Raw genomic sequence first — 23,363 nt, forward strand, 5'->3', positions numbered from 1 at the left:
ATTGTTGCTATTGTCTATTTATTTAGTCGTATATGAAAGCGCGAAAATGCGCCGGTAGCAAGCGCTTTCTTGCGATCGCCGTTTTTGACGGGGGATCGTGATACGACATGGTCTCGCCGGCAGGCCGATCTGAGACCGATCTACGAGGTTCGTAGCAAGCAGGTATCCGAGACTACGTGTGACGAGCCAGGCATCTCCCCTCCAACTCGCACTCGTAAACTTGGGGGTTGCCGGACGATGGCCGCAGGCCCAGTTGCGCGACCCATGGCGATCGGCAGGGCCATTTAAATCCGGGAGGGCCAGGGTCGCGACCATGGCGCTCTCTTGGATGCCAGCGACGGCTGCAATGAACCGGCCGCTTACAATTTCTCCATTCGATGCCTATTATGACCGGTAGCGAAAGCTGGATAAGTAAAGAAAATTTATTGTATAGTAGATCTATAGAATTAAGATAACACCGCTTTCGCACCGCTAAGTCACTGAAATAGCAACCCTGATGGGGTGATGAATGGGAACTGTTTCACAGTTGCACGAGCGCGTCAGACCGCCCGCACACCGCATTCAAAGCGAGGAGGAAGCGCTGGAGATCGCGCGATCACTGGCCGCCCGGTTCTCTCAGGAGGCCAGCGACCGCGACATCAACCGCATATTGCCCCACCAGGAGTTGGAGGCCCTTTCGCAATCCGGCCTGCTCGGCATTACCACTCCATCCGAACATGACGGCCTCGATATCTCCAACTCGGTTCTCGCCGAAATTGTCGCCATCCTAGCCGAAGCCGATCCTTCGATCGCGCAGATTCCGCAAAACCATTTCTACATTCTGGAAGCGCTGCGCATTGACGGCAGCGAGGAGCAGAAAAACTTCTTCTTCTCCAGGGCGCTGGCCGGTGACCGCTTCGGCAACGCATTCTCCGAACTCGGCACTGCAACCGCCGGTCAATACAATACGCGCTTGACGTCGGACGGACTGGGCTTTCGTGTCAACGGCCGCAAATTCTATTCCACCGGCGTGCTTTTCGCCGACTGGATCGCTATCTTTGCGCTGAACGCGCAGGACAACCTCACCATGTCACTCGTTCCGCGTGGCACCGAGGGCATTCAGATTATCGATGACTGGGACGGTTTCGGTCAGCGGACATCCGGCAGCGGCACGACGATCCTGCACAATGTCTACGTCAACGCCGACGCTGTCGTCTCGCATCACAAAGGCTTCGAGCGGGCGACGACCATCGGCTCGGTCGGCCAAATCATCCATGCCGGCATCGACCTCGGCATTGCCCGAGCCGCCTTCGCCGAAACCATAGAGTTCGTGAAAACGCATACCCGCCCCTGGATGGACAGCGGCGTCGAGCGCGCCGCGGATGATCCGTTGACCATCACCAGGATCGGCCAGATCGCCATCCGTATCGAGGCCGCCGCCGCGATGCTGGAACGTGCCGGCAAGAAGATCGATATCGCCCAGATCAATCCCACCGAAGACGATGTGATCGAGGCCACGCTTGCCGTGGCCGCCGCAAAAACCCTGACGACGGAAATCGCCATCGAAGCCTCGAACACGCTGTTCGAGCTCGCAGGAACCTCCTCCACGCGCATCGGCCTCAATCTCGACCGCCACTGGCGCAACGCTCGCACCCACACGCTACACGACCCGGTGCGCTGGAAATATCATATCGTCGGGAATTATCATCTCAACGGCGTGACGCCGCCGAAGAACTGGACGCTGTAAAGAGCGGCAAAATCGAGGGCCTATCTCGCCCGCAAGGGGCGAGATAGGGATCAGCCGATATTCGAAGCGCGATAGTCTTCCTGCTCTTCGATTTCGATCCCCGGCCCGCCGCCGGCGACGAATTGTTCGAGCGTCATATTGTCGAGAATGGCTGCGATCGCGTCGCGGACTTCCGTCATCGAACGGCGCACATGACAGCGCTCCGGATCGGCGCAATCGTCGCAGGCTTCATAGGCCGTGCGGCTGGCGCAGCGGATCGGCGCGAGCGGACCGTCGAGTGTGCGGATGACATGGCCGATACGGATGTCGGAGGCCGGACGCGACAGCGAATAACCGCCGCCTGGTCCCTTCTTTGAGCGCAGCACGCCGGCATTGCGCAGTTCCAACAGAATGGTGTCGAGGAATTTCTTTGGGATATTATTGCGGGATGCGATGTCGTTGATAAACGCAGTCTCGCCCGGCCCCAGGCGTGCCAGGTCCACCAGAGCCTTCAACCCGTATTTTCCTTTTTTCGTGAGCATCGCTATCCGCTTTACTGCAAAGTCGATTGTTGAAAGTCCAGCACCGTTTGATCGCCACTCAATCGGCCTGACGTGTTCCCTCATTGACCACGGAAGTAACGCCGTCGCCTCTTAAGAACAAGACAATAACTCACAAATTGTATAGTTTATATGAGTAAATTTAGGCAAACGTATCGCTCAAGCAACGATTCTGCGCTTTTTATGCCTTTACGTAGCGCTGTTATCAAGTTTTGACGCGTTATGCTTACGCTTGGTGTAATCCGCAACCGCCGATCCCACCTGCCCTGCGACGAAAACGGCGTGCTCGATCACTTCGGGCAAGCCCATAAGTTCGCCGAAGGTGCCTCGCGCCAGAGGTCCTGAAATGAACAGCGACGGTGCCACTTTGCCACCCGCGCCAAGCGCCTGCGATGCCGTGTTGCAGGCAAGGCCGAGACCTGTGGCATCGATAGCGAGGTAGCCCGCATCTGCAAGCCCGCCGATCCAGCCTTGCGACGCCAGAATGCCGCGATGGCCCGGTCCGGTCGTCACAACGACCGCATCGAATTGCCGATCGAGGCTCTTGGCCGAGCGGCTGAGCCGAAGCGTACACTCGATCACCTCGCCCTTCGCCTCTACGGATGCGACGGAGGCAGCGAGCACCTCCAGCCTGCCGGCGCGAATCGCCTCTTCACTGACGGCCTCCACCTGCGGCGCGACACGGAAGCGATGCACATCCCAGAAAGGCCGCAAATGCCGCACCACGCGACGCCGCTCCTTGACCGGCATTGCCCGCCACAGATGCTGTCCCTGAGCGCGCACCTGATCGATTACCGCATGCCAACTCCGCCCCTCACCTTCCGCCTCGCGAATGGCGGCGCGTACCCGCCTCAGAAGATCAAGCGCCGTCCGTGACGGGTGGCTGACGAAATCGCCGAACAGCTCCTGCTTTACCGGCGCATGCCCGCGCGACCGCAGGCCGCGTCGCGAGATCGCGGTGATCGGTCCCTTATGACCGCGCAGCTCGAGGGAGGCGATAACGTCAGCAGAAGTCAGACCGTTGCCGACCACCAGCACGCGGTCACCGGCGCGAATAGCGTCGAGCGCATCCGGCCGCGTCGGGTCCGCGACGAAGCGCGGATGGCCGACAAGCGCGCTTTGTAAGGACCGCGGCGGCAGGGGCGACGGGTGGCTTGTGGCAATGACGAGAATATCCGCCGACAAGCGCCGTCCCGCCTCGCCCGTGATCACCCAGCGACCGTCCATGCACCGGACATCCGTAGCCCTCTCAGCTATATGGGTGATGGCGCCGCTATCGACAAAAGGTTGCACCATGGCACCGATATAACGACCAAAAAGCCCGCGCCGCGGAAACAGACCGCCGTTCGCCGCGACAGCCGTCTCGTCTCCCTCCAGCGCATTGCCTTCCTGAAGCCAACGCTGGAAATGCTCGATATCATCGGGGAGCAGGCTCATCTTCGCCGCCGGCACATTGATGCGGTGCGCCGGATCCCGGGTATCATAGGCAAGCCCTGCCCCGAGCCGCGTGCGCGGTTCGAAAATGAAGAGCTGACCGGGCTGCAATGCTTGAGATCGCAACAAGTGAAAGGCAACCGCAGTCCCCGAAACGCCGCCGCCGATGATTGCCATGACAGGCCGATCACGCGATTCGTGAGACCAAGCGGCCATCGCCAAATCCTTCCAGATCGATCGATCACGCGGAACACTTCCCGCCGAGACAGGAATATACTCTATAAAATTTATTGACAATACGATGCCGCCGCAAGCTTGTTGATTTCAAGCCTGCCAGCCAGGTTCAATCAAGCCGATATCACCTGCACAAACAAGCACTTGGTTGTGCAATGCACAGCGGCTTTATTGCACCGCAAGGTGTGAAAACCTTGGCTTACACGGAACAAAGGCACATACTGCCAATTGTTCTAATATATGTTCTCTGGGAGGAGAAACATCATGGAACTGCTCCACCTGCTGACCCCCTTCGACTATATGCTGGTTCTGGTTCTCGCAGCCATTTTCGTATTCAGCGTTATGGAAGGCGGCGGGCATAAAAGACATTAATTGAGCCGCAAACCAATAGCAGAATTTCTTTCAAAGCCAGCAATGGCGGAGTGGTTTGGTGTGTGTCCCCACCGCTCATGCTCCAGCCAAATTCATGACTAGATCCCGCCTCGAAAGCGCCTAGAGATCGTGCCGGAAGCGCGGTCGAAGGAACAGTTCGGTTTTTCTGCAGTTACCTTTTTTGAAAAAGGAGAACGCAATGCCAGATGAATTGAATGCAGGTTTCACGGGAAAGCCGGTGGAGCAGCCCGATGGTATAAAGAGAGCAATGAAGTCGGCAACTTCCGTGGCCAAGCGGGAAGCGCAAGCCGTCGCTGTAGGAGCTCAGGAGCACCAAGCAACGTCTGCAATGATCCTCGGAATTGGCGCGATCATTTTTGGAATAGGCTACCTGATGGGAAGAAGCGCCGCGGAAAACGAGCGTTCGCGCTACTGGTGACCATCACTCAAATCAGCGAATGCCGGACCACCACGCTGCTTGGTGTCATGGCATATGCCGACGGCGCTATTGCATGGCGATCCGCCGCACATTGGTGCGGCGTTGTGACGATGGCGTTTCCCGAACCAGCAGCGGACAAAACGAGACCCCAGTACATCCCAGCGCATGGGAACTTCCCTGAACGCCAGCGGTTAGATTGAAAGATCTATGGGTTTGGCCATGGCCGTGCACGAAAACCATCTCGCGCTCATTCTTTATGCCGGTGCCGTCATCGCGATGGGATGCATATTGGTCATCGCAACGCTCATCGCGCCGGCTCCCGATGATTCAAACCGCCTCCCAGCATCGCCTTATGCGCTAAATCATGTGCAATGAAGTTGCGGTGATGGCCTTGGCCATGGACAGAGCATGCATGTTGCCGCAACAGCCTTTATTTTCAAGACTTTGCGGCAATTCAAGAACTGGCAACAGAAGAAATTTTGGTGGGTGATGTAGGGCTCGAACCTACGACCCGCTGATTAAGAGTCAGCTGCTCTACCAACTGAGCTAATCACCCGTAACCGCTCGCTCGCGGTGTGACCGGGCGTATAAATAGGATCGGTTTGATTGTCCAGTGGCCAGATGAATTTTCTTTGGTTAATCGTCAAAAAAATTTCGAAGAGCCCCGAAAACCTTACAAAATCAAAGCTCAAGAATTCCCGTCGCGACGCGGATGGCCTGACCGCCGATGCGGGCGTTGGCGATTTCGCCGCCGTCGATGTCGATATGGAGATGGATGAAGGAGGGGCGGCCCATCTCGACTCCCTGTTCGACGATGACGGGATGGTGGCCATCCGGAAGCCGGTCGAATTGGTTGATGGCGCCGGAAAGCGCGGCCACTGCCGAGCCGGTTGCCGGATCCTCGACAATGCCCATCCCGACCGGGAACATGCGGGCATGGAACTTGGCCGTGTGATTGAGGGCGCCACGACAGTAGATGAAAGCCGAGGCGAGCGCGCCATCGACGAAGGGTACAGTCTTTTCCCAGAGCTGCGGATCGAATTCCAGCTGTTCGGCCGCCCCGACATCGTGCACCGGCACCAGCAGGAACGGCACGCCGGCGCTCCAGATCGACGGCACGTGATTCTCGAAACCGATCTCGGTGACCTTCAAGCTAAGCGCATTGGCGATATCGGCCTTGTCGAGCGGCAACATGATTTGCTGTGACTTCCGCGGCAAGTCGAACTCGGCAAAACTCGCGCTCCTCTGCCGCAATCTGACAGCGCAACGAACCGGCCCCACCCGCTCGTCCAGAACCGAAACGAGATCGACGTCGCCGCCATGGCGGGCATGTGCCCGCTCTGCAAGTGCGATCGCCGTGCCGACGGTCGGATGGCCGGCGAAAGGCAGCTCGCGACCGGGCGTGAAGATGCGCAGGCTTGCCGTGTGCGCCGGGTTCTGCGGCGGCAGAACGAAAACCGTCTCGGACAGATTCATTTCCTTGGCGATTGCCTGCATCGCCTCGTCATCAAGTCCCTCGGCATCGAAGATGACTGCCAGCGGATTGCCCGCGAGCTTGCTGTCGGTGAATACATCATAGACACTGAAGCTGCGGGCCACCCCTGCCTCCATTGCGTGACACTAGACTAGACTGTAAAACCTTGCTCAACCATACATAACGGCAACACACTTCAGCGCAAGCTAAAGCTATTCCTGACGATCGAAGAACCATGCGAGAATAGCCGGCATCGCCGCGCTGTAATGATGCGCCGCAGGATCGGACGAGCGAATGGCAACCGCGTCGTCGATCTCCTTTTCGTGGTCCACCAGCATATGCGCCCGGATACGCTCCAGCATCTCTTCGGCTGTCCAGGGAAACCGGAAGACGCGGAACAGGGTCACGGAAAGGTTCGTATGCGTGGCGTGGTAGCCCGGATCGGCGACGGCATCACCAAGGTCGAGGCCGGTTTCTTCCATCACTTCGCGCCGCATATTGCCTTCGATATCGCAGCGCCCGTCGACGATATCGTTTTCATCCATCGAACCTGCGGCACAATAGACCTGGCCGGGATTGGCGGTATGCTCAGCCATGCGGATGGCGATGATCGCGCCGTCGGAGGAGACGGCGACCGGAAAGGCAAAGACATGAAAGCCGCCATTGCGTTCCGTTTGCTTGCGCCACCACAGGAACGTGGAGAACGGCGTGAGATATGCCTCGCCCTCCACAGCCTGCTCGCTGACCGACAAGCGATGCTGGAAGATCATCCGCCCATCGTAAAGTGCCGGGTTGGCGACGATCTCCTTCTCCCAATTTTCCTGCGCCGCCTTGGCGTTGCTGAGATGAAAGGGGTGATCGCCGGCAATAACTGCGAGATCGATGCGCGCGACCGGGAATACGGTCTTTTCCGGTGGCCAGGCGGCCATATCGTTTCGCGGTTTGAAAGCGTGGGTCATAGTAAATCCAATGTCATGACTATAGGGCAATGATCGGAGGCTTTCGGCCTGTCCCAACCAGTGCGTGGATAATGTTCTATCTCTTGTCCGAGCGGAAATACGGTACGAAAAGGCTGACCGGAGCAATCGACGTCAGGCAAACACGCCGCATTGGCGCGTGCCAAGGCCGGGGACAGCGAGATATAGTCGAGCTCAACCGGCTTTCTGGCGGTTGCCAATCATGGCGTTGATGAGGTTGCGATCGAAGCCGTGTGGAACGGCTGATGTCATTGACCTCTGCACCAAGCCGCCCCTTCTCCCCTTCACCGGCCGCCTCAAAGGCAGCGAGATCGAAAATCGGGAAGTTTTGATCGGACATGGCGCGACTCCCATTCGTGACATCGGGCAACTCAAGCACAGGTAAAAGCTGCGAACAACCGTATTGTCTTATACTCAGGATACCGATCACAGCCGCCATGCCGACCGAACAGCGACCGCGTAGAGATCGCCCGGTTTCACCGCCTCGCGGCTATAGGCCCGGAGCATCTGACCATCCGGCAACGACAGCCGCAATGCATAGCGCTCGCCTTCGTAAAGGACGGATTCCACCCTGCAGCAGATGCCCTCGGCATCGGCGACGACGTCCTCGGGCCGAACGAGAATATCGGCGCGCAGGCCCTTATCTTCCTGCTCCCTCCAAATCGCCTTCAGCGCCGGCCAATCGATAAGCCGCGGCTTACCATCCGGAATGGCGAGCGACAGGATCGCGCCCTGCCCCACCAATCCGCCGACCAGCCGGCCCTCCGGTCGTGCATAGATTTCCGCCGGCGCCGCGACCTGCAGCAGCCGTCCCTCTGACATGACGGCGACATCCGTCGCCAGCGCCATCGCCTCGCTCTGATCATGGGTGACATAGACCATGGTGGCGCCCGAGCGCTGATGGAATTCGCGGAAGGTCTCCTCCATCTCCCTCTTGAGATGACGATCGAGATTGGCAAGCGGCTCATCCAGCAACACGACATCGGGAGATGTCACCAGGCAGCGCGCCAGCGCCACACGCTGACGCTGGCCGCCGGAAAGATCCGCCGGCCGCCGTTCGGCGTAATCTTCCAGCCGCACGGTCGACAAAGCCTCGCGCACTTTCTGACGGTAGCGCTCGCCGGAAATGCCGCGCACTTTCAGCGGGTAACCGACATTGTCAGCAACGTTCATATGCGGCCAGAGGGCGTAGGATTGGAACACCATTGCCATATTGCGCCGCTCCGACGGCAACATGTGCGCGGCGTCGGCAAGCAGGCGTTCGCCCAGATAAATCGAACCGTCCGTCGGTTGCTCGAAGCCGGCGATCATCCTCAGCACCGTCGTTTTGCCGCAGCCGGACGGCCCGAGCAGCGCCAGAAAACCACCCTCCCGGACCTCCAGCGAAAGCGCCTTGACCGCAGGGCGGCCGCCCGTGCCGAAATCCTTGCTGACGTGATTGAGGATCAGCTTCGCCACGGCACCACCCCCTTCGGCAGGCGCTTGGCCAAGATTTCCAGAAGCAGCATCATCGTGACCACCATGGCGATGACGATGACTGACATGGCGGAGGCGAGATCGGCGCTGCCGCCATCATCGAGATTGTAGATGACGACGCCGAGCGTCTGCGTGCCCGCCGACCAGAGCAAGGCGGAAACGGTGAGCTCGTTACAGGCGATGAGAAAGACCAGGATCACCGAAGCGCCCGCTGCCGGCGCGATCAGCGGCACGATGATATCGGCAAGGCGGCGGAAGAAGCCCGCGCCCGAGAGACGTGCAGCCTCCTCCAACGCCGGATCGAGTTGCAAAAAGGCGCTCATCACCGGTTTGAGACTGACGGCGAAATAAGCCGAGAAATAGGCGAGCAGTATGATCCAGATCGTGCCGTAAAGCGTGACGTTGAGAACCGGCAATGGTGCCGCGAAAACCAGGATTAAGCAGACAGCGACGATGATTCCCGGCAGCGAATAGGGAATCTCGATCAGCCCACCGACGATCCGGCTCAGCATATCCTTGCGCCGTGTCAGGGAGTAAGCGGTCAGCACAGTCACCGCAAGGAGACCAAGCGCCGTCATCCCGGCGAGAAACAATGAATTGGAGAAGGCGACGCGCGTCACCGCCTGCCGAAACAGGATTTCGGTGAAGGCATGCAACGATGCCGTCTTTAAGGTCAGCGGCACACCGTAGGCCGGCACCAACGCGCCGGCGACCAGCGCGAAGAACGGCGCGATCAGCATGATAAACAGGATCGCCCAAAGCAGCGGTATGGCGGCAAGACGCCAACGGCCGAGCGTGAAGGCAGCGGAAGCGCCGGAAAGCCCGATGACCCGATAATCCCGCCTCTTCAGCGCCTTGCCCTGCACTACAAGGCCAGCAATCGAAATCACCGCGATCATGGCCGAAAGCATGGCGATGTCCCCGAAGGTGCGTGGGCCGAATGTGGAGAATTTGGTGAAGATCAGCGTCGACAAGGTGAAGATCGAAGCTGGAATGCCGAGGATGGCCGGGATGCCGAAATTGCCGATCGAAGAGACGAAAGCGATGGCGGCACCGGCAATGACACCGGGCAGTGACAGCGGCAGGATAATGTCGCGGAACACACGAAATCCGGAAGCACCCGACAGCCTGGCCGCCTCGACGCCGTCACGCGGCAGTGCCATCAGGCCGGCCCGGAGCGCGAGATACACCAGCGGCGCATGCTGCACGCCATAAAGCAGCGCAATGCCGCCGATGGAGTAAAGCGGCTGCGGCGAGCCGAGCGGCGGCGCCATGTGTAGCGCTTTCAACAAGGGGCTGGATGGACCGGACATCTGCACCCAGGCGAGCGCAGTCACCTGCGGCGGAATCATCATCGGCAGGACGAAAAGAAAGCCGATCGGTCCCCTGCCCGGAATGTCGGTCAATGTCAGCAGGAAGGCAAAGAGACAACCAAGCAGCACGGAAATGACCGTACCAAGCACGGCGGTCTCGATCGTGTACCAGGTCGAACGCCAAAGGGCGGGATCCGTGATCAGTTCATAGGCCCCGCCGCGCCCCAGCGCCTCGATGCCAACCACCGCCAGCCGCGCCAGTGGCAGCACGCTCAAGAGCATCACGATGACAACGACAAAAGGAAACAGCCAGGTCGGCTGGCTGTTTCCCCTACGCACATATCCGTACATCGACCGTCCAGATTGGATCACTTCGATCCGTAGTAGGAAGAGAAGGTCTTCAGATCCTGGTCGGTATTCTTCAGAGCTTCGGCGGCATTCAACGGCAAAACTTTGATGCTGTCACGCGCCGGGAAACCAGCAGGCAGCGGCATGCCATTACGGGCGGGGATGTAGCCGAGCTTCAGGAAGCCTTGCTGGCCTTTTTCCGACAGCGCGTAATCGACGAACTTCTTGGCGGCGTCGACATGCTTGGCGCTGGCGAGGATGCCGACCGGCTCTGTCACGGCCGAAACACCTTCGGTCGGGAAAACGAATTCCAGCGGTGCACCCTTGGCCTTTTCGCGGATCGGCATGTAGTCGACGACCATGCCGTAGGCCTTTTCGCCGGAAGCAACGGCCTTGAGCACCGCGCCATTGCCGCCGGAAGCGATTGCGCCGTTCGCGGCAAGGTTCTTGTAGTAATCCCAGCCGAGGCTGCCGACGCCGGTAAGCGTCTGCGCATGAATGAGAGCCGCACCCGAAGCGAGCGGGCTCGGCATGGCAACGAGGCCCTTGGCCTCCGGCTTGGCCAGATCCTGCCAGCTCGTCGGCTTCATCGAGGCGGCCGTGTTGTAGACGATGCCGGTCGTGATCAGCTTGGTGGAATAATAGTAGCCGTCGGCATCGTACAACGACGGGTCGTAATTTGCGGCTTCGGGCGACTTATAGGCGAGCAGCTTGCCGGCTTCCTTCAGTCGCTCCAGCGTCACCGTATCGGCGATCAGGAGCACGTCGGCGACCGGAGCGCCAGCCTGGATTTCCGCCTGCAGCTTGGCAATGATCTGCGGGGTACCGTCCCGAACCCAATCGACCTTGATGCCGGGATTGGCAGCCATGAAGCCATCGACGGTTGCCTGCGCATCCTCGTTCGGTTGGCTGGTGTAGAGCACGAGGTCGGCGGCCGCAGCCGAGCCGGAGAAAAGGGCGACGGCCAGCAGGCCGGCGAGAGCGGAAACAAACGTCTTCATGAAGCGTCCTCGGCTGAGTGATGAGAAGGGTTCCTTAGCGAGGCCGGTTAACATGATTGTGACAATCCGCAATCGCGAGCCGAACCGTTCATACTATCATTCGACCTTGACCATAAGCGCCGTGCACTATCTGCTAGCGCGCGAGTTTCAGCTTTGATTTTTGGAGGATAATCTATGGAATACCGCCTGCTTGGCCGCTCCGGCCTTAAAGTTTCGACCATTACCATGGGGACGATGACCTTCGGCGGCGTCGGCTGGGCGAAGACCGTCGGTGATCTGGGCGTCGGAGAGGCAAAGCGACTTGTCGACATGTGCCTCGATGCCGGTGTCAACCTGATCGACACAGCCGATGTCTACTCGCAAGGGGTATCCGAAGAAATCCTCGGGGAGATCATCGGCGGTCCGCGCAAGAACGGCGTGTTGATCGCCACCAAGGCCCGCTTCCCGATGGGTCCCGACGTCAACGATGCCGGCTCCTCGCGCCAGCACCTGATCCAGGCCTGCGAAGCCAGCCTGAAGCGCATGAAAACCGAAGTCATCGATCTCTATCAGTTGCACGAATGGGACGGTCAGACGCCGCTTGAAGAAACGATGGAGGCGCTCGATACGCTCATCCGTCAAGGCAAGGTGCGTTATATCGGCTGCTCGAATTTTTCCGGCTGGCACATCATGAAAGCGCTCGGCGTCAGCGAGCGCGACAAGCGCGAACGCTTCGTCAGCCAGCAAATTCACTATACGCTTGAAGCACGCGACGCCGAATACGAGCTGCTGCCGGTCGGCATCGATCAAGGGCTCGGCGTCCTCGTCTGGAGCCCGATCGCCGGCGGCCTCCTCTCCGGCAAGCATCGCCGCAACCAGGCGACGCCGGAAGGCACCCGCCAGTTCGCCGGCTGGACCGAACCGCCGATCCGCGACGAAAACCGCCTGTGGAACATCGTCGATACGCTGGTGGAGATTGCCGACGGCCGTGGCGTCTCGGCCGCGCAGGTGGCGCTGGCCTGGCTGATCGGCCGCAAGGGTGTAACGTCCGTCATCATCGGCGGCCGCACGGACGCGCAATTCAAGGACAATCTCGCCAGCGCCGAACTGAAGCTGACGCAAGAAGAGCGCAAGCGCCTCGACGACGTCAGCCTGCCGCCGCTGCTCTATCCCTACTGGCACCAGCGCAATACCGCGAGCGACCGGCTCAGCGAAGCCGACCTATCGCTGATTGCGCCGCATTTGGCGAAGTGAGGAAAACAAAACACCTTCTCTCCCGCGGAGAGAAGGTGGGCTGGAGCGATTGAGTGAAACGAAATCGCGAGAGGCCGGATGAGGGGGCACCTCGCACTGCGAGGTGAGTCTTGAGCGGCAAGCGAAAGACACCCCTTACGGTGCAACGCCCCCTCAACCTGCGCTAAAGCGCATCCTGCTCCCCGCTGGGGAGAAGGTAAAAGCTAAGCCGCCATCGCCCCGATTTCGTCGGCAATCAGCTTGCCGAGCCGAGAGATGCCCTCATCGATCATCTGATCATTGGCGCAGGAGAAACTGACGCGGAAGGTGTTCGGACCAGAGCCGTCGGCGAAGAAGGCCTGGCCAGGCACGAAGGCGACCTTTGCCGTCTCCAGCGATTTTGCCAGCAGCTTGGCCCCATCCATGCCCTTCGGCAGGGTGATCCAGACGAACATGCCGCCCTCGGGCTTCGTCCAGCTCGTCCCCTCAGGCATATATTTCGCAAGCGCCGCCAGCATGCAGTCGCGGCGGTGGCTGTAGGTCTTACGGACCTTGGCGACCTGCGCATCGAAACCGCGCTCGGCTACCTGATGGATGGCGATCTGGTTGATGGTCGAAGAATGCAGATCAGCCGCCTGCTTCATCAGCACCAATTTGCGAATAACTGGGGCGTTGGCAACGACGAAACCAACACGAAGACCCGGCGCCAAGGTCTTGGAAAAGCTGCCGCAATAGATCGTCCGCGTATCGTTGATATTACCCTTGCGGGCAATTTCCAGCGCCAGGATCGGCGGAATCGCCTCACCGTCATAACGCAGCGACTGATAGGCGGCGTCTTCGATGATGGCGATATCCAGCTCGTCGGCGAGATCGATCAGCTTTTCGCGGGAGGCGAGATCGACGGTTTCGCCGGTCGGATTGGCGAAATCGGCGGAGAGATAGGCAAACTTCACCTTGCCGCCCGCCTGCTCGGCGGCAGCGCGGTAGGAGGCCGGCGTACGGTTGCCGTTCGGGGTGAGCTGATCGTAGGTCGGCTCATAGGCATTGAAGGCCTGCAGCGCACCGAGATAGGTCGGGGCGGTGACCAGTGCCGTGTCCTTCGGCGACAGGAACAGCTTGCCGAGATAATCGAGACCCTGCTGCGAACCGGATACGATGAAGACGTTTTCGAGCTCGCAGGGAACGCCAAGCGCCACCATCTGGCTGACCAGCCATTCGCGCAGCGGCTTGTAGCCTTCGCTGACCGAATATTGCAGGGCCGCGTTGACGGCCGGGCCGGAAAAGATGTCCGCATAAGCCTGCTTGAATTCCTGATCCGGAAACAGCGCCGGATCGGGAATGCCGCCGGCGAACGAAATGATGTCCGGACGCTCCAGCAGTTTCAGCAGTTCGCGGATTTCGGAGGCGCGCATACGGCTCGAACGCGTCGCAAAGATATTTTCCCAATTCAACACGGGGTTTCCTCGTAATTTTTGGTCTTTGCACCACAAGACCACGCAACAATCGATAAGTCAATAATGCTGACCTATTTTGTGCACCCTCAAGAAGATTTATAGTCGAAAGGGTTGAGAACAGTGACGGGAAAGCTCGAGAAATCGACGACATCCCGTGAAACGATAGTGAGATTATGAACCGACGCGGTCGCCGCTATCATTGCATCGGCAATCAGCGTCGGCGATTTGCGATGCATGAATTGCGCCCATCGGATCATGCATTCCGCATCTAAGGAAATGACTCGAATTCCAAGCTTTAGACTATCGAGCCAACGCGTAAGTTCACTCGCTTTCTGGGGATCGGTTTCCCTAGTCAGTTCGATGCCGCGCTGGATCTCACCGATAGTAATGGCTGAAATTGCAAGATCGCCATCCCCAACGGTGCCTATCCAAGCAAGTACCGCACCATGGGGTTTCACCCGGCGTAGTTCGGAGACCACGTTCGTATCTAGCAAGTACAAATATCAACCCTCGCTCAGATTGATATCTCGCCATACCCATTCCTTGCGAGAGGGAATATCGAGTTCGAATCTTGGTTCAGGCGCAAGGAGGACTTCTTTGGCTGATGGCTTAGCGCGCCTGTTCAATGCCTCCCATTCAGAAATGGAAATAAGCACTGCTTTGGGTTCGCCTCTTTTTGAAACGAGCTGCGGTCCCTCCTCCAAGGAGGCATCGAGCATCTCGCTGAATTTCGCTTTCGCGTCTTGAACAGGCCATTGCCGCATAATACGCTCCTTCTGACTAGTTTTAAGACTAGTTACTTTTATGACCGATTCAAGCTCTAATTTCGCGTACAATCCTGCTATTCTGACAATTGGAGCCTTGATGCGAGCGCAAAGGGCAGCAGTATTCGAGATAGAAATCACTGCAATTAGTATGCCCCCAACCGAGCTGAAATCCTTGTGACAAACGACGACCCTACCTTTTCCTTCTACGACGAGAACGCCGCCATCTATGCGGTGCGCGACCGCAGTCTGCCGCAGCGCCGGCTCGATGCCTTTCTGAATGCCCTCCCCGCCGGCGCGTCGATTCTCGAACTTGGCTGCGGCGGTGGTCAGGACGCAGCCTACATGATCACGCAGGGCTTCAACGTCACACCCATGGACGGTTCGGCGGAAATGGCCAAGCAGGCCGAAAACTTGATCGGAAGGCCGGTGATCGTTCGAAGGTTCGAAGAATTAGAGGACGATCAAGCCTATGACGGCATTTGGGCCGAAGCATCCCTGCTGCATGTGCGACGATCGGATCTTCCAGGGATATTCAACCGCATCCACAAAGCCCTGAAAAACGGCGGCATCTTTCACGCCAGCTTCAAAGCGGGAAAAACCGAGGGCTATGACAGCTTCGGCCGATACTACAACTATCTCTCAGCCGACTGGCTTGACGATCTGCTGATGTCGACCGGATGGGAAGATATTTCGCTCAATGAAACCGATGGCAGCGGCTACGATGGCAAACTGACGAAATGGCTGCGAATGAGGGCCAGCAAAGGTATTCCATCCGCCATCTAAGCCGTAAACACGTCTTAAATCGATCAGGGCCGGGGAAGTCTCCCTCCCCGGCCCTTCTCATTGGGTATAGACCCGACGAAGCTTAGTTGACGCTCTTGTCGACCAGCTTGTTCTTGCCGATCCAGGGCATCATGCCGCGCAGCTTGGCGCCGACTTCTTCGATCTGGTGGCTGTCGTTGTTGCGGCGGATACCCTTGAAGCGGGCAGCGCCCGAACGGTATTCCTGCATCCACTCGGAGGTGAACTTGCCGGTCTGGATGTCCTTCAGGACGCGCTTCATCTCAGCCTTGGTCTCTTCGGTGATGATGCGCGGGCCGGTGACGTATTCGCCCCACTCGGCCGTGTTCGAGATCGAGTAGTTCATGTTGGCGATGCCGCCTTCATAGATCAGGTCGACGATCAGCTTCACTTCATGCAGGCACTCGAAATAGGCCATTTCCGGAGCGTAGCCAGCCTCGACCAGCGTTTCGAAGCCGGCGCGGATGAGCTCGACGAGACCGCCGCAGAGAACGACCTGTTCGCCGAAGAGGTCGGTTTCGCACTCTTCGCGGAAGTTGGTTTCGATGATGCCCGAACGGCCGCCGCCGACGCCGCAGGCGTAGGAGAGAGCGAGTTCAAGGGCGTTGCCGGAAGCGTTCTGATGAACGGCAACGAGGCAGGGAACGCCGCCGCCCTTCTGGTATTCGCCGCGAACCGTGTGGCCCGGGCCCTTCGGAGCGATCATGACGACGTCGACCGAAGCCTTCGGCTCGATGAGGCCGAAGTGAACGTTGAGGCCGTGTGCGAAAGCGATCGCGGCGCCGTCGCGGATGTTCGGAGCGATTTCAGAGTTGTAGATGTCGGCCTGCAGTTCGTCCGGGGTCGCCATCATCATCAGGTCGGCCCAGGCAGCAGCTTCGGCAACGGTCATGACCTTGAAGCCGTCGGCTTCAGCCTTCTTGGCAGTTGCCGAGCCGGCCTTGAGCGCAATCGCAAGGTTCTGCGCACCGCTATCCTTCAGGTTCAGCGCATGGGCGCGGCCCTGAGAGCCGTAGCCGATGACGGCGACCTTCTTCGACTTGATGAGGTTGAGATCGGCATCACGATCGTAATAGACGCGCATTGTTTGTCCTTCCCTTTGCTTGTCTGGGTGCAGATTTTAAATTGTCAGACGGTTGCTGCCGCTTCCGCCAAAACTTTTTCCGTGCCGTAAAGCCGGAGAAAGGCGCTGACCGCCTTCTCCGCCTGACGGCTGGTATCCTTCAAACCAGGCTCGCCGAGCAACATGCGCACATGCAGGTCGGAAACAATGAGCCCATAGAACGTATGATATGCCTCGTCGGCATCGGTAAAGCGCAATAGCCCTGCCCGCTTCCCGGCGTCGATCAGCCCGCTGGCGCGCCGGTCGATCTGACGGCGGCCGCGCTCCAGCAAAAGCTTGCCGAGCTTGGAGCCGTCGCGGTTGGATTGACCGATCGCCAGACGGTTCAATGCGAGCGACACGTCGCCGGCCAAAACCTCCAGCAGATCGCGGGCGAAAATGACGAGATGGTCATGCAGGCTCGCTACGGTCAGTCGCTCGCCGTTGCGCTCGAAGGTGCGCACCTTGCTCGCCTGATAGGCAATCATCGCCGACAGCAGACCGTCGCGGTCGCCGAACCATTTATAGAGACTTTCCTTGGAGCAATTGGCAGCGCGCGCAACGCCCGAGGTCGTCAGCGCCTTTTCCCCGCCATCGACGAGCAAACGCAGCGCCTGTTCCAGAACGGCGTTCTGGCGCGGCGAAAACTCGCTCGTCTGTCCTGCTTCGCTGAGCACGATGGCCACTCCCAAATGCGTACCGTACGGTACGGTTCGTGGCCGTTATGACTGAGGGCGAGGCAAGCGTCAAGCGCAAATCGTTGCTGCATCGCGTCAATTGCGAAGGAGATTATTCCGCCGGGACCGGGCTGCGCATGCCCTCGACATCCCTCAACGGTGGCAGGCCATAAAGGCGGCTATATTCGCGGCTGAACTGCGACGGGCTCTGATAGCCGACGCGATGGCCGGCGGAGCCGACATCCAACTGCTCCACGATCATCAATCGCCGCGCCTCGTGTAGACGAAGCTGCTTCTGGTATTGCATCGGCGTCATGGCAGTCACGGCTTTGAAATGGTGATGCAGCGAGGAAACGCTCATGCCGACGCGTTCCGCCAGCTCCTCGATGCGCAGCGGCTGGGCGAAATTGCCGCGTATCCAGGCAACCGCACGCGCCACTCGGTTGCTCTGGCTTTCGGCCATGGCGACCTGCAGCAATCGAGGGCCGTTCGGACCGGTCAGCAAACGATAAAGAATCTCCTGCTCGATCAACGGCGCCATGGCCGGAATATCCTCAGGTCGGTCGAGCAGTCTAAGCAGCCGCAGCGAGGCATCGAGCAGTTCCGGTGATGCCGCATTGACCGCCAGCCCGCGCATAGGTTCCGCCGTCATTGCTTGGCGCGGAATATTGACACGCGATAACAGCTCCTTCAGCCGCTCGCTGTCGAGCACCATGGAGAAGCAAAGATAGGGAGTGTCATTGCGGACATTGGTGACCTGCGTCGATACCGGCAGGTCGAGGGCGGTCAGAATATACTCGCCGACACCATAGTGGTAGGTATCGGCCCCCACCGTCAAGCTCTTCCGCCCCTGAACCACAACGGCATAGGAGGGTCGATAGGCCCCGTGTTGCCAAACGGTGACCGCCGACTGCCGGTATAGATTGAGACCGTCTATCGGCGTGCGGTGTTCTCCGTCCCCTGTGGCGAAACGGGCAACGATGGAGGCGAGTTCCTGATTGGGATTGAAAGCCAGTGTCATGCGCAACCGATTGTTTTTGAGAGCGTGTAGAGGCTTATCTAGGTGAACCCCTCTCGCTGAAAAAGAGCCGCCGTCAATTTAGATTCGCAGGATCGTACATAAAGCTTGCAGGATCGCTCTAACGCTGCGGCCCGGTCTCGATGCATAGTCCAGCGTCTCAATTCCATTCCCAACCCACCTCAAGGAACCTCCCATGCCTATCGCAAAGGGTTATGCAGCAACCGACGCTTCCAAGCCGCTCACTCCGTTCACCTTCGAACGCCGTGATCCGAACGAGGACGACGTCGTCATCGCGATCAAATTCTCTGGCATCTGCCATTCCGACATTCATCAGGCCCGCAACGAATGGGGCAATGCCAAATATCCGATGGTTCCGGGTCATGAGATCGCCGGCATCGTCAGCGCGGTCGGCTCGAAAGTGACCAAATTCAAGGTTGGCGATCGCGTTGGCGTCGGCTGCTTCGTCAATTCGTGCACGACTTGCGCCACCCGCGATCTCGACCTAGAACATTACATGCCCGGCGTGGTCCAGACCTACAACGACGTCGAAGCCGACGGCGAAACGCCGACCTATGGCGGCTATTCGGATTCGATCGTCGTCAAGGAAGGCTATGTCCTTTCCATCCCCGACAATCTTCCGCTTGACGCTGCAGCTCCACTGCTCTGCGCCGGCATCACGCTTTACTCGCCGCTGCACCACTGGAAGGCCGGCCCCGGCAAGAAAGTTGCGATCGTCGGCATGGGCGGCCTCGGCCATATGGGCGTCAAGATCGCCCACGCCATGGGTGCAGACGTCACCGTTCTCAGCCAGACGCTGTCGAAAAAGGAAGACGGTCTGCGTCTCGGCGCCGATCACTACTACGCGACGAGCGACGCCGAAACATTCAAGACGCTTGCCGGCATGTTCGACCTCCTCATCATGACGGTTGGTATCGCCGTCGACTGGAACGCCTATCTCAGCCTGCTGAAGGTCGATGGCAGCATGGTCGTCGTCGGTGCGCCCGAGCATCCGGTTCCGGTCCATGCCTTCTCGCTGATTCCCGGCCGCCGCAGCCTGTCCGGTTCGATGATCGGCTCGATCAAGGAAACCCAGGAAATGCTCGATTTCTGCGGCAAGCACAACATTGCATCGGAGATCGAGGTAATCAATATCGATCAGGTCAATGAAGCCTATGAGCGTGTGCTGAAGAGCGACGTCCGCTATCGCTTCGTCATCGATATTGCCTCGTTGGCGTAAACCCGCGAAGGGCGGCGTCCTCCCGGATGCCGCCCTTTTTCAGTCGTCGCGCATGGTTTCCCTCTGCGTGATCAGTCGTGCGCTATGCTGGCGGCTGAAATAGATCCATAGCCAGCTCCAAGCGACGGCAATACGCCAGCGCGTCCCGATCAGGAAGTAGATGTGGGCGAGGCCCCAGACCCACCAGGCGATCCAGCCCCTGAGCTTGATCCAGCCGAAATCGATAATTGCTGCACTTTTGCCGATGGTGGCAAGACTTCCCTGGTGACGATAGCGAAACGGCCCCGGCGCCGGCTGGCCCGATAGCCTTGCCCGTATGACTTTGGCGACGTAAGCCCCCTGCTGCTTTGCAGCCGGCGCGATGCCCGGCACGGGGCTGCCATCGTCGCGCGCCACCGCCGCGGTGTCGCCGATAACGAAGATATCCGCCTCGCCGGGTGCTCTCAATTCCTTGTCGACCATGACGCGGCCGGCGCGATCGGCCGGGACGCCGAGCCATTCAGCCGCGGGCGAAGCCTGCACGCCAGCGGCCCAGACGATCGTCCGGCTCGGCACGAAGGTCTCGCCGATCGTTACGCCCTCCGCTGTGCAGGATGTGACGGGTTTTCCAGTACGAACTTCGACGCCCAAGTTTTCCAGCGCCTTGTGGGCGTAGGAGGACAAGCCTTCGTCAAAACTTGGGAGAACACGCGGCCCGGCTTCGACAAGAATGATCCTGGCCTTGGTCGTGTCTATGTTGCGGAACTCCTTCGGCAGCGTCGTTCTGGCCAGCTCGGCGATAATGCCGGCAAGCTCGACGCCGGTCGGCCCGGCGCCGACGATGGTGAAAGTCAGCAGAGCATCACGGATGGCGGGATCGTTTTCCATTTCGGCCCGTTCGAAGGCCAGCAGAACGCGGCGGCGGATCGTCGTCGCATCCTCCAGCGTCTTCAATCCTGGCGCCACCGGTTCCCATTCGTCATGTCCGAAATAGGCATGCGTGGCGCCCGTTGCCAGCACGAGCGTGTCATATGCGATCGTAGCGCCGCCCTTCAGCGTCACCACATGCGCGTTACTGTCAACGCCGACGACCTCCGCCAGCAGCGTCGTCACCTCCGGCCGATCGCGAAAAAGACTGCGGATCGGCCAGGCGATCTCGGCAGTGGAAAGCAAAGTGGTAGCGACTTGATAGAGCAGCGGCTGAAACAGGTGATGATTGCGCCGGTCGATCAGCGTGACGCGGACCGGAGTTCCCTTGAGATCGTTGACGAGCTGCAAGCCGCCAAACCCACCCCCAACGACGACAACGTGATGATCCTGCACGACGACACCCCGCATCTGTTTCTCTTCGCAAACGTAGGGTTGAGAACCATAGCCGGCAACCATCTTTTGTGCATGGCACCTGTGCGGGGGCGCAAGCAAATGACCGGAATTTGATGGCAGATGTTACCAGCGGCAGCTTTCGGTCCGAAGCGGACGCGAGAGATGCCGGGCGCTTATCGTTCAAGCCAGCCTGAGTGTGGCCATGTCGCCGCTGCTGAGTGCCGTTAGGTTTGCTTCGATTTTATCTATAGGCCAGTCCCACCAGGCAAGACGAAGAAGCTCGCTGATAACTTCGCTGGAATAGCGCATTCGGATGATAGATGCCGGATTTCCTCCGACAACTGCGTAGGGTGGTACGTCGCGAGCAACGACCGAGGCGGCAGCGACAATTGCACCCGCACCTATGTGGACACCCGGCATAATTGCCGCGTTTTGGCCAATCCATACATCGTGGTCCACAATCGTGTCCTTCACGGGCAGGTCTTTGTAGCCAAAGGTCTCTGGTTTGAAGATGCGAAACGGATAGGTGGTGAAGCCAGTCATCGGATGGTTAGCCGAACTGGTAATGAAATAGCTTCCTCTGGCAATCTGGACAAACTTGCCGATCACCAGCCGTTCGCGAACGCTATGACCAAGATAAGGGGCCAGAATCCCGGCTGTGTCTTCGGGCCTTCCAGAATGTGTGTAATAGCTGAAATCGCCGATCTCCATGCGCGGATGGTCTATGACGTTCTTCAGATACACCGTGTCCCTATATACAGTCCCATCGGGCAGGGTAATTGGATTAACGGCATTTGCGTCGAGAAGCGCCATCGAGAACCTGTTCAAACATACTGACAGCCAGCCATGCCGAAGTGGCGTCCTGTTGAAATCTTGCGGCTGACTTTATTGCGATTAGGCTATTGCCTCTGAACCGTGAAATCCATCGTGGACCGTGTATCGCTCTAATGAATAATTTTGATACCGAAATTCTTGATGCAGAGACATCCATCCGCCTACGATGTCCGCAAATGGCGCCAAGTTGCCGTCAATGATACTTCGCAAAACCTAGGGGCACTCGCTACATCGTTCCGCAAACGACATCGCTTCACTCGGCATAGCTGACCGGGATCGTCACGCCGCTTTTCAACACTTCCATCGAGATTGATGCCGAAACGTCGAAGAGTTCCACCCGGCGCACGATCTTCTTGTAGATGACATCGTAATGCTCGACACGCGGCAGCACGATTTTCAGGATGTAGTCGTGATTGCCGGTCAGCCGGTGCGCCTCGACGATCTCGGGAATATCGCTGATCGCCTTGCGAAAAGTTTCGATCCACTCGTCGGCATGATGCGCTGTCTTGATCAGCGCATAGAGCGTAGTCGGCACACCCATCTTCTCGCGGTCGAGCACGACAATGCGTCTGGCGATATGGCCGCTTTCCTCCAGCCGCTGGATGCGCCGGGAACAGGCCGACACAGACAGCGCCACGCGGTCGGCAAGATCGGTCACCGAAATGCCGGCATCGGCCTGCAAAAGATCGAGAATCTTTCGGTCGCGTTCGTCAAGCATGTGCAGCCATCTCCGCAATGACGCTGTGTTTTTGTGCATAATACGGTATCGACGCAAAATTTTTCGTAAAAAACCGCAGATACGACAAAAATTGCAAACACGAGGCGCGTAAAATGCCTCAATATTCTGCTATTCATAATCGAGAACGGAGAGCAGCAGTATGCGCACAATCGGCCTGATCGGCGGCATGAGTTTCGAGAGTTCCGCGGTTTATTATCGTCTTATCAATGAGATGGTGCGCGACAGACGGGGCGGCCTCGCCTCGGCTGAGGTGCTGATGTACTCTGTCAATTTCGAAGACATCGTCGCCTTGCAGAAGGCCGGACGTTGGGAGGATGCCGCTGCCCGTCTTGGTGATGCCGCGCAGCGTCTGCAGACCGCCGGCGCCGAATGCGTGTTGATCTGCACCAACACCATGCACCTGATCGCACCGGAAGTTGCCGCGCGCGTCTCCATTCCGCTGATCCACATCATCGACGAAACGGCGGCTGCGTTGAAGGATGCCGGTCGCGTCAAGCCGCTGCTGCTGGCCACCCGCTACACGATGGAGCATGGCTTCTACACCGATCGCATGGCCCGCAACGGTGTCTCCGTCATGGTACCGGACGCTGAAGACCGTACGATTACCCACGACATCATCTTCAACGAACTCTGCGCCGGCATCGTCAAGGACGAGTCGCGCCGGAAGCTGATGGCAATCATCGAACGCGCCAAGGCCAAGGGCGCCGACAGCGTCATCCTCGGCTGCACCGAGATCTGCCTGATCCTTGATCCGAATGCACTTGTTTTGCCGGGCTTCGACACCACGACGATCCACGCGGAGAAGGCTGTCGATTTCGCTCTCGAAGGTGAAAAGGCAGGCGCTAGCAAGGCCGCATAATCAAGTCGAATTTACTTGACTGAGT

The 23,363-nt window shown here is 58.8% G+C and carries 22 protein-coding genes, 1 tRNA gene and 1 pseudogene; 6 read left to right on the forward strand and 18 right to left on the reverse strand.

The window, feature by feature from the left end; genetic code table 11:
• Positions 1–508 precede the first annotated feature (508 nt).
• On the forward strand, positions 509–1,726 hold the full coding sequence (locus tag QA646_RS08905; RefSeq protein WP_283058707.1) for an SfnB family sulfur acquisition oxidoreductase: 1,218 nt from the start codon (positions 509–511) through the stop codon (positions 1,724–1,726).
• Positions 1,727–1,776: 50 nt separating this feature from the next.
• On the opposite strand, the gene QA646_RS08910 is transcribed toward QA646_RS08905, so the two are convergent.
• Both QA646_RS08910 and QA646_RS08915 read right to left on the reverse strand, forming a co-directional pair.
• Positions 1,777–2,247 (reverse strand): Rrf2 family transcriptional regulator, encoded by a 471-nt coding sequence (locus QA646_RS08910; protein ID WP_104823420.1) that lies wholly within the window; start codon positions 2,245–2,247, stop codon positions 1,777–1,779.
• A 207-nt stretch (positions 2,248–2,454) separates the two neighbouring features.
• A complete protein-coding gene (locus QA646_RS08915) occupies positions 2,455–3,915 on the reverse strand; it encodes an FAD/NAD(P)-binding protein (RefSeq protein ID WP_283058708.1) in 1,461 nt (486 codons plus the stop codon).
• 589 nt (positions 3,916–4,504) lie between these two features.
• Between QA646_RS08915 and QA646_RS08920 the strand changes: the two genes are divergently transcribed.
• A complete protein-coding gene (locus QA646_RS08920; protein ID WP_283058709.1) occupies positions 4,505–4,744 on the forward strand; it encodes a hypothetical protein in 240 nt (79 codons plus the stop codon).
• 480 nt (positions 4,745–5,224) lie between these two features.
• Here the strand turns inward: QA646_RS08920 and QA646_RS08925 are convergent.
• The 7 genes and pseudogenes from QA646_RS08925 to QA646_RS08955 all read right to left on the reverse strand — a co-directional run bounded on the left by QA646_RS08925 (position 5,225) and on the right by QA646_RS08955 (position 11,333).
• Positions 5,225–5,300, reverse strand: a tRNA-Lys gene (locus tag QA646_RS08925).
• A gap of 125 nt (positions 5,301–5,425) precedes the next feature.
• Complete coding sequence (locus QA646_RS08930; RefSeq protein ID WP_283058710.1) at positions 5,426–6,343, reverse strand: PhzF family phenazine biosynthesis protein; 918 nt, start codon at positions 6,341–6,343, stop codon at positions 5,426–5,428.
• Positions 6,344–6,430: 87 nt separating this feature from the next.
• The gene (locus tag QA646_RS08935; protein ID WP_283058711.1) at positions 6,431–7,177 is read right to left on the reverse strand and encodes an NUDIX hydrolase; all 747 of its coding nucleotides are present in this window, start codon (positions 7,175–7,177) and stop codon (positions 6,431–6,433) included.
• A pseudogene (locus QA646_RS08940) lies at positions 7,174–7,371 on the reverse strand (endonuclease); the annotation flags it as partial. The pseudogene QA646_RS08940 and the gene QA646_RS08935, both read right to left, overlap by 4 nt.
• A gap of 250 nt (positions 7,372–7,621) precedes the next feature.
• Positions 7,622–8,653 carry an ABC transporter ATP-binding protein gene (locus QA646_RS08945; RefSeq protein ID WP_283058712.1) on the reverse strand — a complete coding sequence of 344 codons (1,032 nt, stop codon included), beginning with the start codon at positions 8,651–8,653 and terminating at the stop codon, positions 7,622–7,624.
• The gene (locus QA646_RS08950; RefSeq protein ID WP_283058713.1) at positions 8,641–10,335 is read right to left on the reverse strand and encodes an iron ABC transporter permease; all 1,695 of its coding nucleotides are present in this window, start codon (positions 10,333–10,335) and stop codon (positions 8,641–8,643) included. Before QA646_RS08950 ends, QA646_RS08945 begins: the two co-directional genes overlap by 13 nt.
• Before the next feature lie 17 nt (positions 10,336–10,352).
• Complete coding sequence (locus QA646_RS08955; RefSeq protein WP_283058714.1) at positions 10,353–11,333, reverse strand: ABC transporter substrate-binding protein; 981 nt, start codon at positions 11,331–11,333, stop codon at positions 10,353–10,355.
• A 174-nt stretch (positions 11,334–11,507) separates the two neighbouring features.
• Between QA646_RS08955 and QA646_RS08960 the strand changes: the two genes are divergently transcribed.
• Positions 11,508–12,566, forward strand: a complete 1,059-nt coding sequence (locus QA646_RS08960; RefSeq protein WP_283058715.1) for an aldo/keto reductase — start codon at positions 11,508–11,510, stop codon at positions 12,564–12,566.
• 203 nt (positions 12,567–12,769) lie between these two features.
• Here the strand turns inward: QA646_RS08960 and QA646_RS08965 are convergent, their stop codons facing one another.
• The 3 genes from QA646_RS08965 to QA646_RS08975 all read right to left on the reverse strand — a co-directional run bounded on the left by QA646_RS08965 (position 12,770) and on the right by QA646_RS08975 (position 14,763).
• Complete coding sequence (locus QA646_RS08965) at positions 12,770–13,999, reverse strand: PLP-dependent aminotransferase family protein (protein ID WP_283058716.1); 1,230 nt, start codon at positions 13,997–13,999, stop codon at positions 12,770–12,772.
• A gap of 86 nt (positions 14,000–14,085) precedes the next feature.
• Positions 14,086–14,478: a type II toxin-antitoxin system VapC family toxin gene (locus QA646_RS08970; protein WP_283058717.1), complete on the reverse strand. Its 393-nt coding sequence runs from the start codon at positions 14,476–14,478 to the stop codon at positions 14,086–14,088.
• Positions 14,479–14,502: 24 nt separating this feature from the next.
• Positions 14,503–14,763 carry a type II toxin-antitoxin system Phd/YefM family antitoxin gene (locus QA646_RS08975; protein WP_283058718.1) on the reverse strand — a complete coding sequence of 87 codons (261 nt, stop codon included), beginning with the start codon at positions 14,761–14,763 and terminating at the stop codon, positions 14,503–14,505.
• A 177-nt stretch (positions 14,764–14,940) separates the two neighbouring features.
• On the opposite strand from QA646_RS08975, the gene QA646_RS08980 reads away from it, so the two are divergent.
• Positions 14,941–15,549 carry a class I SAM-dependent methyltransferase gene (locus QA646_RS08980; RefSeq protein WP_283058719.1) on the forward strand — a complete coding sequence of 203 codons (609 nt, stop codon included), beginning with the start codon at positions 14,941–14,943 and terminating at the stop codon, positions 15,547–15,549.
• Positions 15,550–15,631: 82 nt separating this feature from the next.
• On the opposite strand, the gene ilvC is transcribed toward QA646_RS08980, so the two are convergent.
• The 3 genes from ilvC to QA646_RS08995 form a co-directional block, all read right to left on the reverse strand.
• Positions 15,632–16,651, reverse strand: coding sequence for a ketol-acid reductoisomerase (gene ilvC / locus QA646_RS08985; protein WP_283058720.1), 1,020 nt, complete (start codon positions 16,649–16,651; stop codon positions 15,632–15,634).
• Positions 16,652–16,695: 44 nt separating this feature from the next.
• Positions 16,696–17,346 carry a TetR/AcrR family transcriptional regulator C-terminal domain-containing protein gene (locus QA646_RS08990; protein WP_283058721.1) on the reverse strand — a complete coding sequence of 217 codons (651 nt, stop codon included), beginning with the start codon at positions 17,344–17,346 and terminating at the stop codon, positions 16,696–16,698.
• Positions 17,347–17,458: 112 nt separating this feature from the next.
• On the reverse strand, positions 17,459–18,367 hold the full coding sequence (locus QA646_RS08995; protein WP_283058722.1) for an AraC family transcriptional regulator: 909 nt from the start codon (positions 18,365–18,367) through the stop codon (positions 17,459–17,461).
• A gap of 193 nt (positions 18,368–18,560) precedes the next feature.
• Between QA646_RS08995 and QA646_RS09000 the strand changes: the two genes are divergently transcribed.
• Positions 18,561–19,604: an NAD(P)-dependent alcohol dehydrogenase gene (locus QA646_RS09000; protein WP_283058723.1), complete on the forward strand. Its 1,044-nt coding sequence runs from the start codon at positions 18,561–18,563 to the stop codon at positions 19,602–19,604.
• Between the two features lie 39 nt (positions 19,605–19,643).
• Here the strand turns inward: QA646_RS09000 and QA646_RS09005 are convergent, their stop codons facing one another.
• The 3 genes from QA646_RS09005 to QA646_RS09015 all read right to left on the reverse strand — a co-directional run bounded on the left by QA646_RS09005 (position 19,644) and on the right by QA646_RS09015 (position 22,458).
• Positions 19,644–20,906 (reverse strand): NAD(P)/FAD-dependent oxidoreductase, encoded by a 1,263-nt coding sequence (locus tag QA646_RS09005; protein ID WP_283058815.1) that lies wholly within the window; start codon positions 20,904–20,906, stop codon positions 19,644–19,646.
• Positions 20,907–21,086: 180 nt separating this feature from the next.
• Positions 21,087–21,719, reverse strand: coding sequence for a CatB-related O-acetyltransferase (locus QA646_RS09010; protein ID WP_283058724.1), 633 nt, complete (start codon positions 21,717–21,719; stop codon positions 21,087–21,089).
• A gap of 274 nt (positions 21,720–21,993) precedes the next feature.
• Positions 21,994–22,458, reverse strand: coding sequence for an Lrp/AsnC family transcriptional regulator (locus QA646_RS09015; RefSeq protein ID WP_283058725.1), 465 nt, complete (start codon positions 22,456–22,458; stop codon positions 21,994–21,996).
• A 160-nt stretch (positions 22,459–22,618) separates the two neighbouring features.
• On the opposite strand from QA646_RS09015, the gene QA646_RS09020 reads away from it, so the two are divergent.
• Complete coding sequence (locus QA646_RS09020; protein ID WP_283058726.1) at positions 22,619–23,338, forward strand: aspartate/glutamate racemase family protein; 720 nt, start codon at positions 22,619–22,621, stop codon at positions 23,336–23,338.
• Positions 23,339–23,363: the final 25 nt, after the last annotated feature.

The sequence above is a fragment of the Rhizobium sp. CB3090 genome, from assembly GCF_029714285.1.
GTDB lineage: Bacteria > Pseudomonadota > Alphaproteobacteria > Rhizobiales > Rhizobiaceae > Rhizobium.

Coding starts and splice junctions, on each gene's coding strand:
- QA646_RS09015 (WP_283058725.1), bottom strand. CDS start 22,458: ATGCTTGACGAACGCGACCGAAAGATTCTCGATCTTTTGCAGGCCGAT.
- QA646_RS08995 (WP_283058722.1), bottom strand. CDS start 18,367: ATGACACTGGCTTTCAATCCCAATCAGGAACTCGCCTCCATCGTTGCC.
- QA646_RS09010 (WP_283058724.1), bottom strand. CDS start 21,719: ATGGCGCTTCTCGACGCAAATGCCGTTAATCCAATTACCCTGCCCGAT.
- ilvC (WP_283058720.1), bottom strand. CDS start 16,651: ATGCGCGTCTATTACGATCGTGATGCCGATCTCAACCTCATCAAGTCG.
- QA646_RS08915 (WP_283058708.1), bottom strand. CDS start 3,915: ATGGCCGCTTGGTCTCACGAATCGCGTGATCGGCCTGTCATGGCAATC.
- QA646_RS08960 (WP_283058715.1), top strand. CDS start 11,508: ATGGAATACCGCCTGCTTGGCCGCTCCGGCCTTAAAGTTTCGACCATT.
- QA646_RS09000 (WP_283058723.1), top strand. CDS start 18,561: ATGCCTATCGCAAAGGGTTATGCAGCAACCGACGCTTCCAAGCCGCTC.
- QA646_RS08920 (WP_283058709.1), top strand. CDS start 4,505: ATGCCAGATGAATTGAATGCAGGTTTCACGGGAAAGCCGGTGGAGCAG.
- QA646_RS08910 (WP_104823420.1), bottom strand. CDS start 2,247: ATGCTCACGAAAAAAGGAAAATACGGGTTGAAGGCTCTGGTGGACCTG.
- QA646_RS09020 (WP_283058726.1), top strand. CDS start 22,619: ATGCGCACAATCGGCCTGATCGGCGGCATGAGTTTCGAGAGTTCCGCG.
- QA646_RS08905 (WP_283058707.1), top strand. CDS start 509: ATGGGAACTGTTTCACAGTTGCACGAGCGCGTCAGACCGCCCGCACAC.
- QA646_RS08975 (WP_283058718.1), bottom strand. CDS start 14,763: ATGCGGCAATGGCCTGTTCAAGACGCGAAAGCGAAATTCAGCGAGATG.
- QA646_RS08955 (WP_283058714.1), bottom strand. CDS start 11,333: ATGAAGACGTTTGTTTCCGCTCTCGCCGGCCTGCTGGCCGTCGCCCTT.
- QA646_RS08935 (WP_283058711.1), bottom strand. CDS start 7,177: ATGACCCACGCTTTCAAACCGCGAAACGATATGGCCGCCTGGCCACCG.
- QA646_RS08950 (WP_283058713.1), bottom strand. CDS start 10,335: ATGTACGGATATGTGCGTAGGGGAAACAGCCAGCCGACCTGGCTGTTT.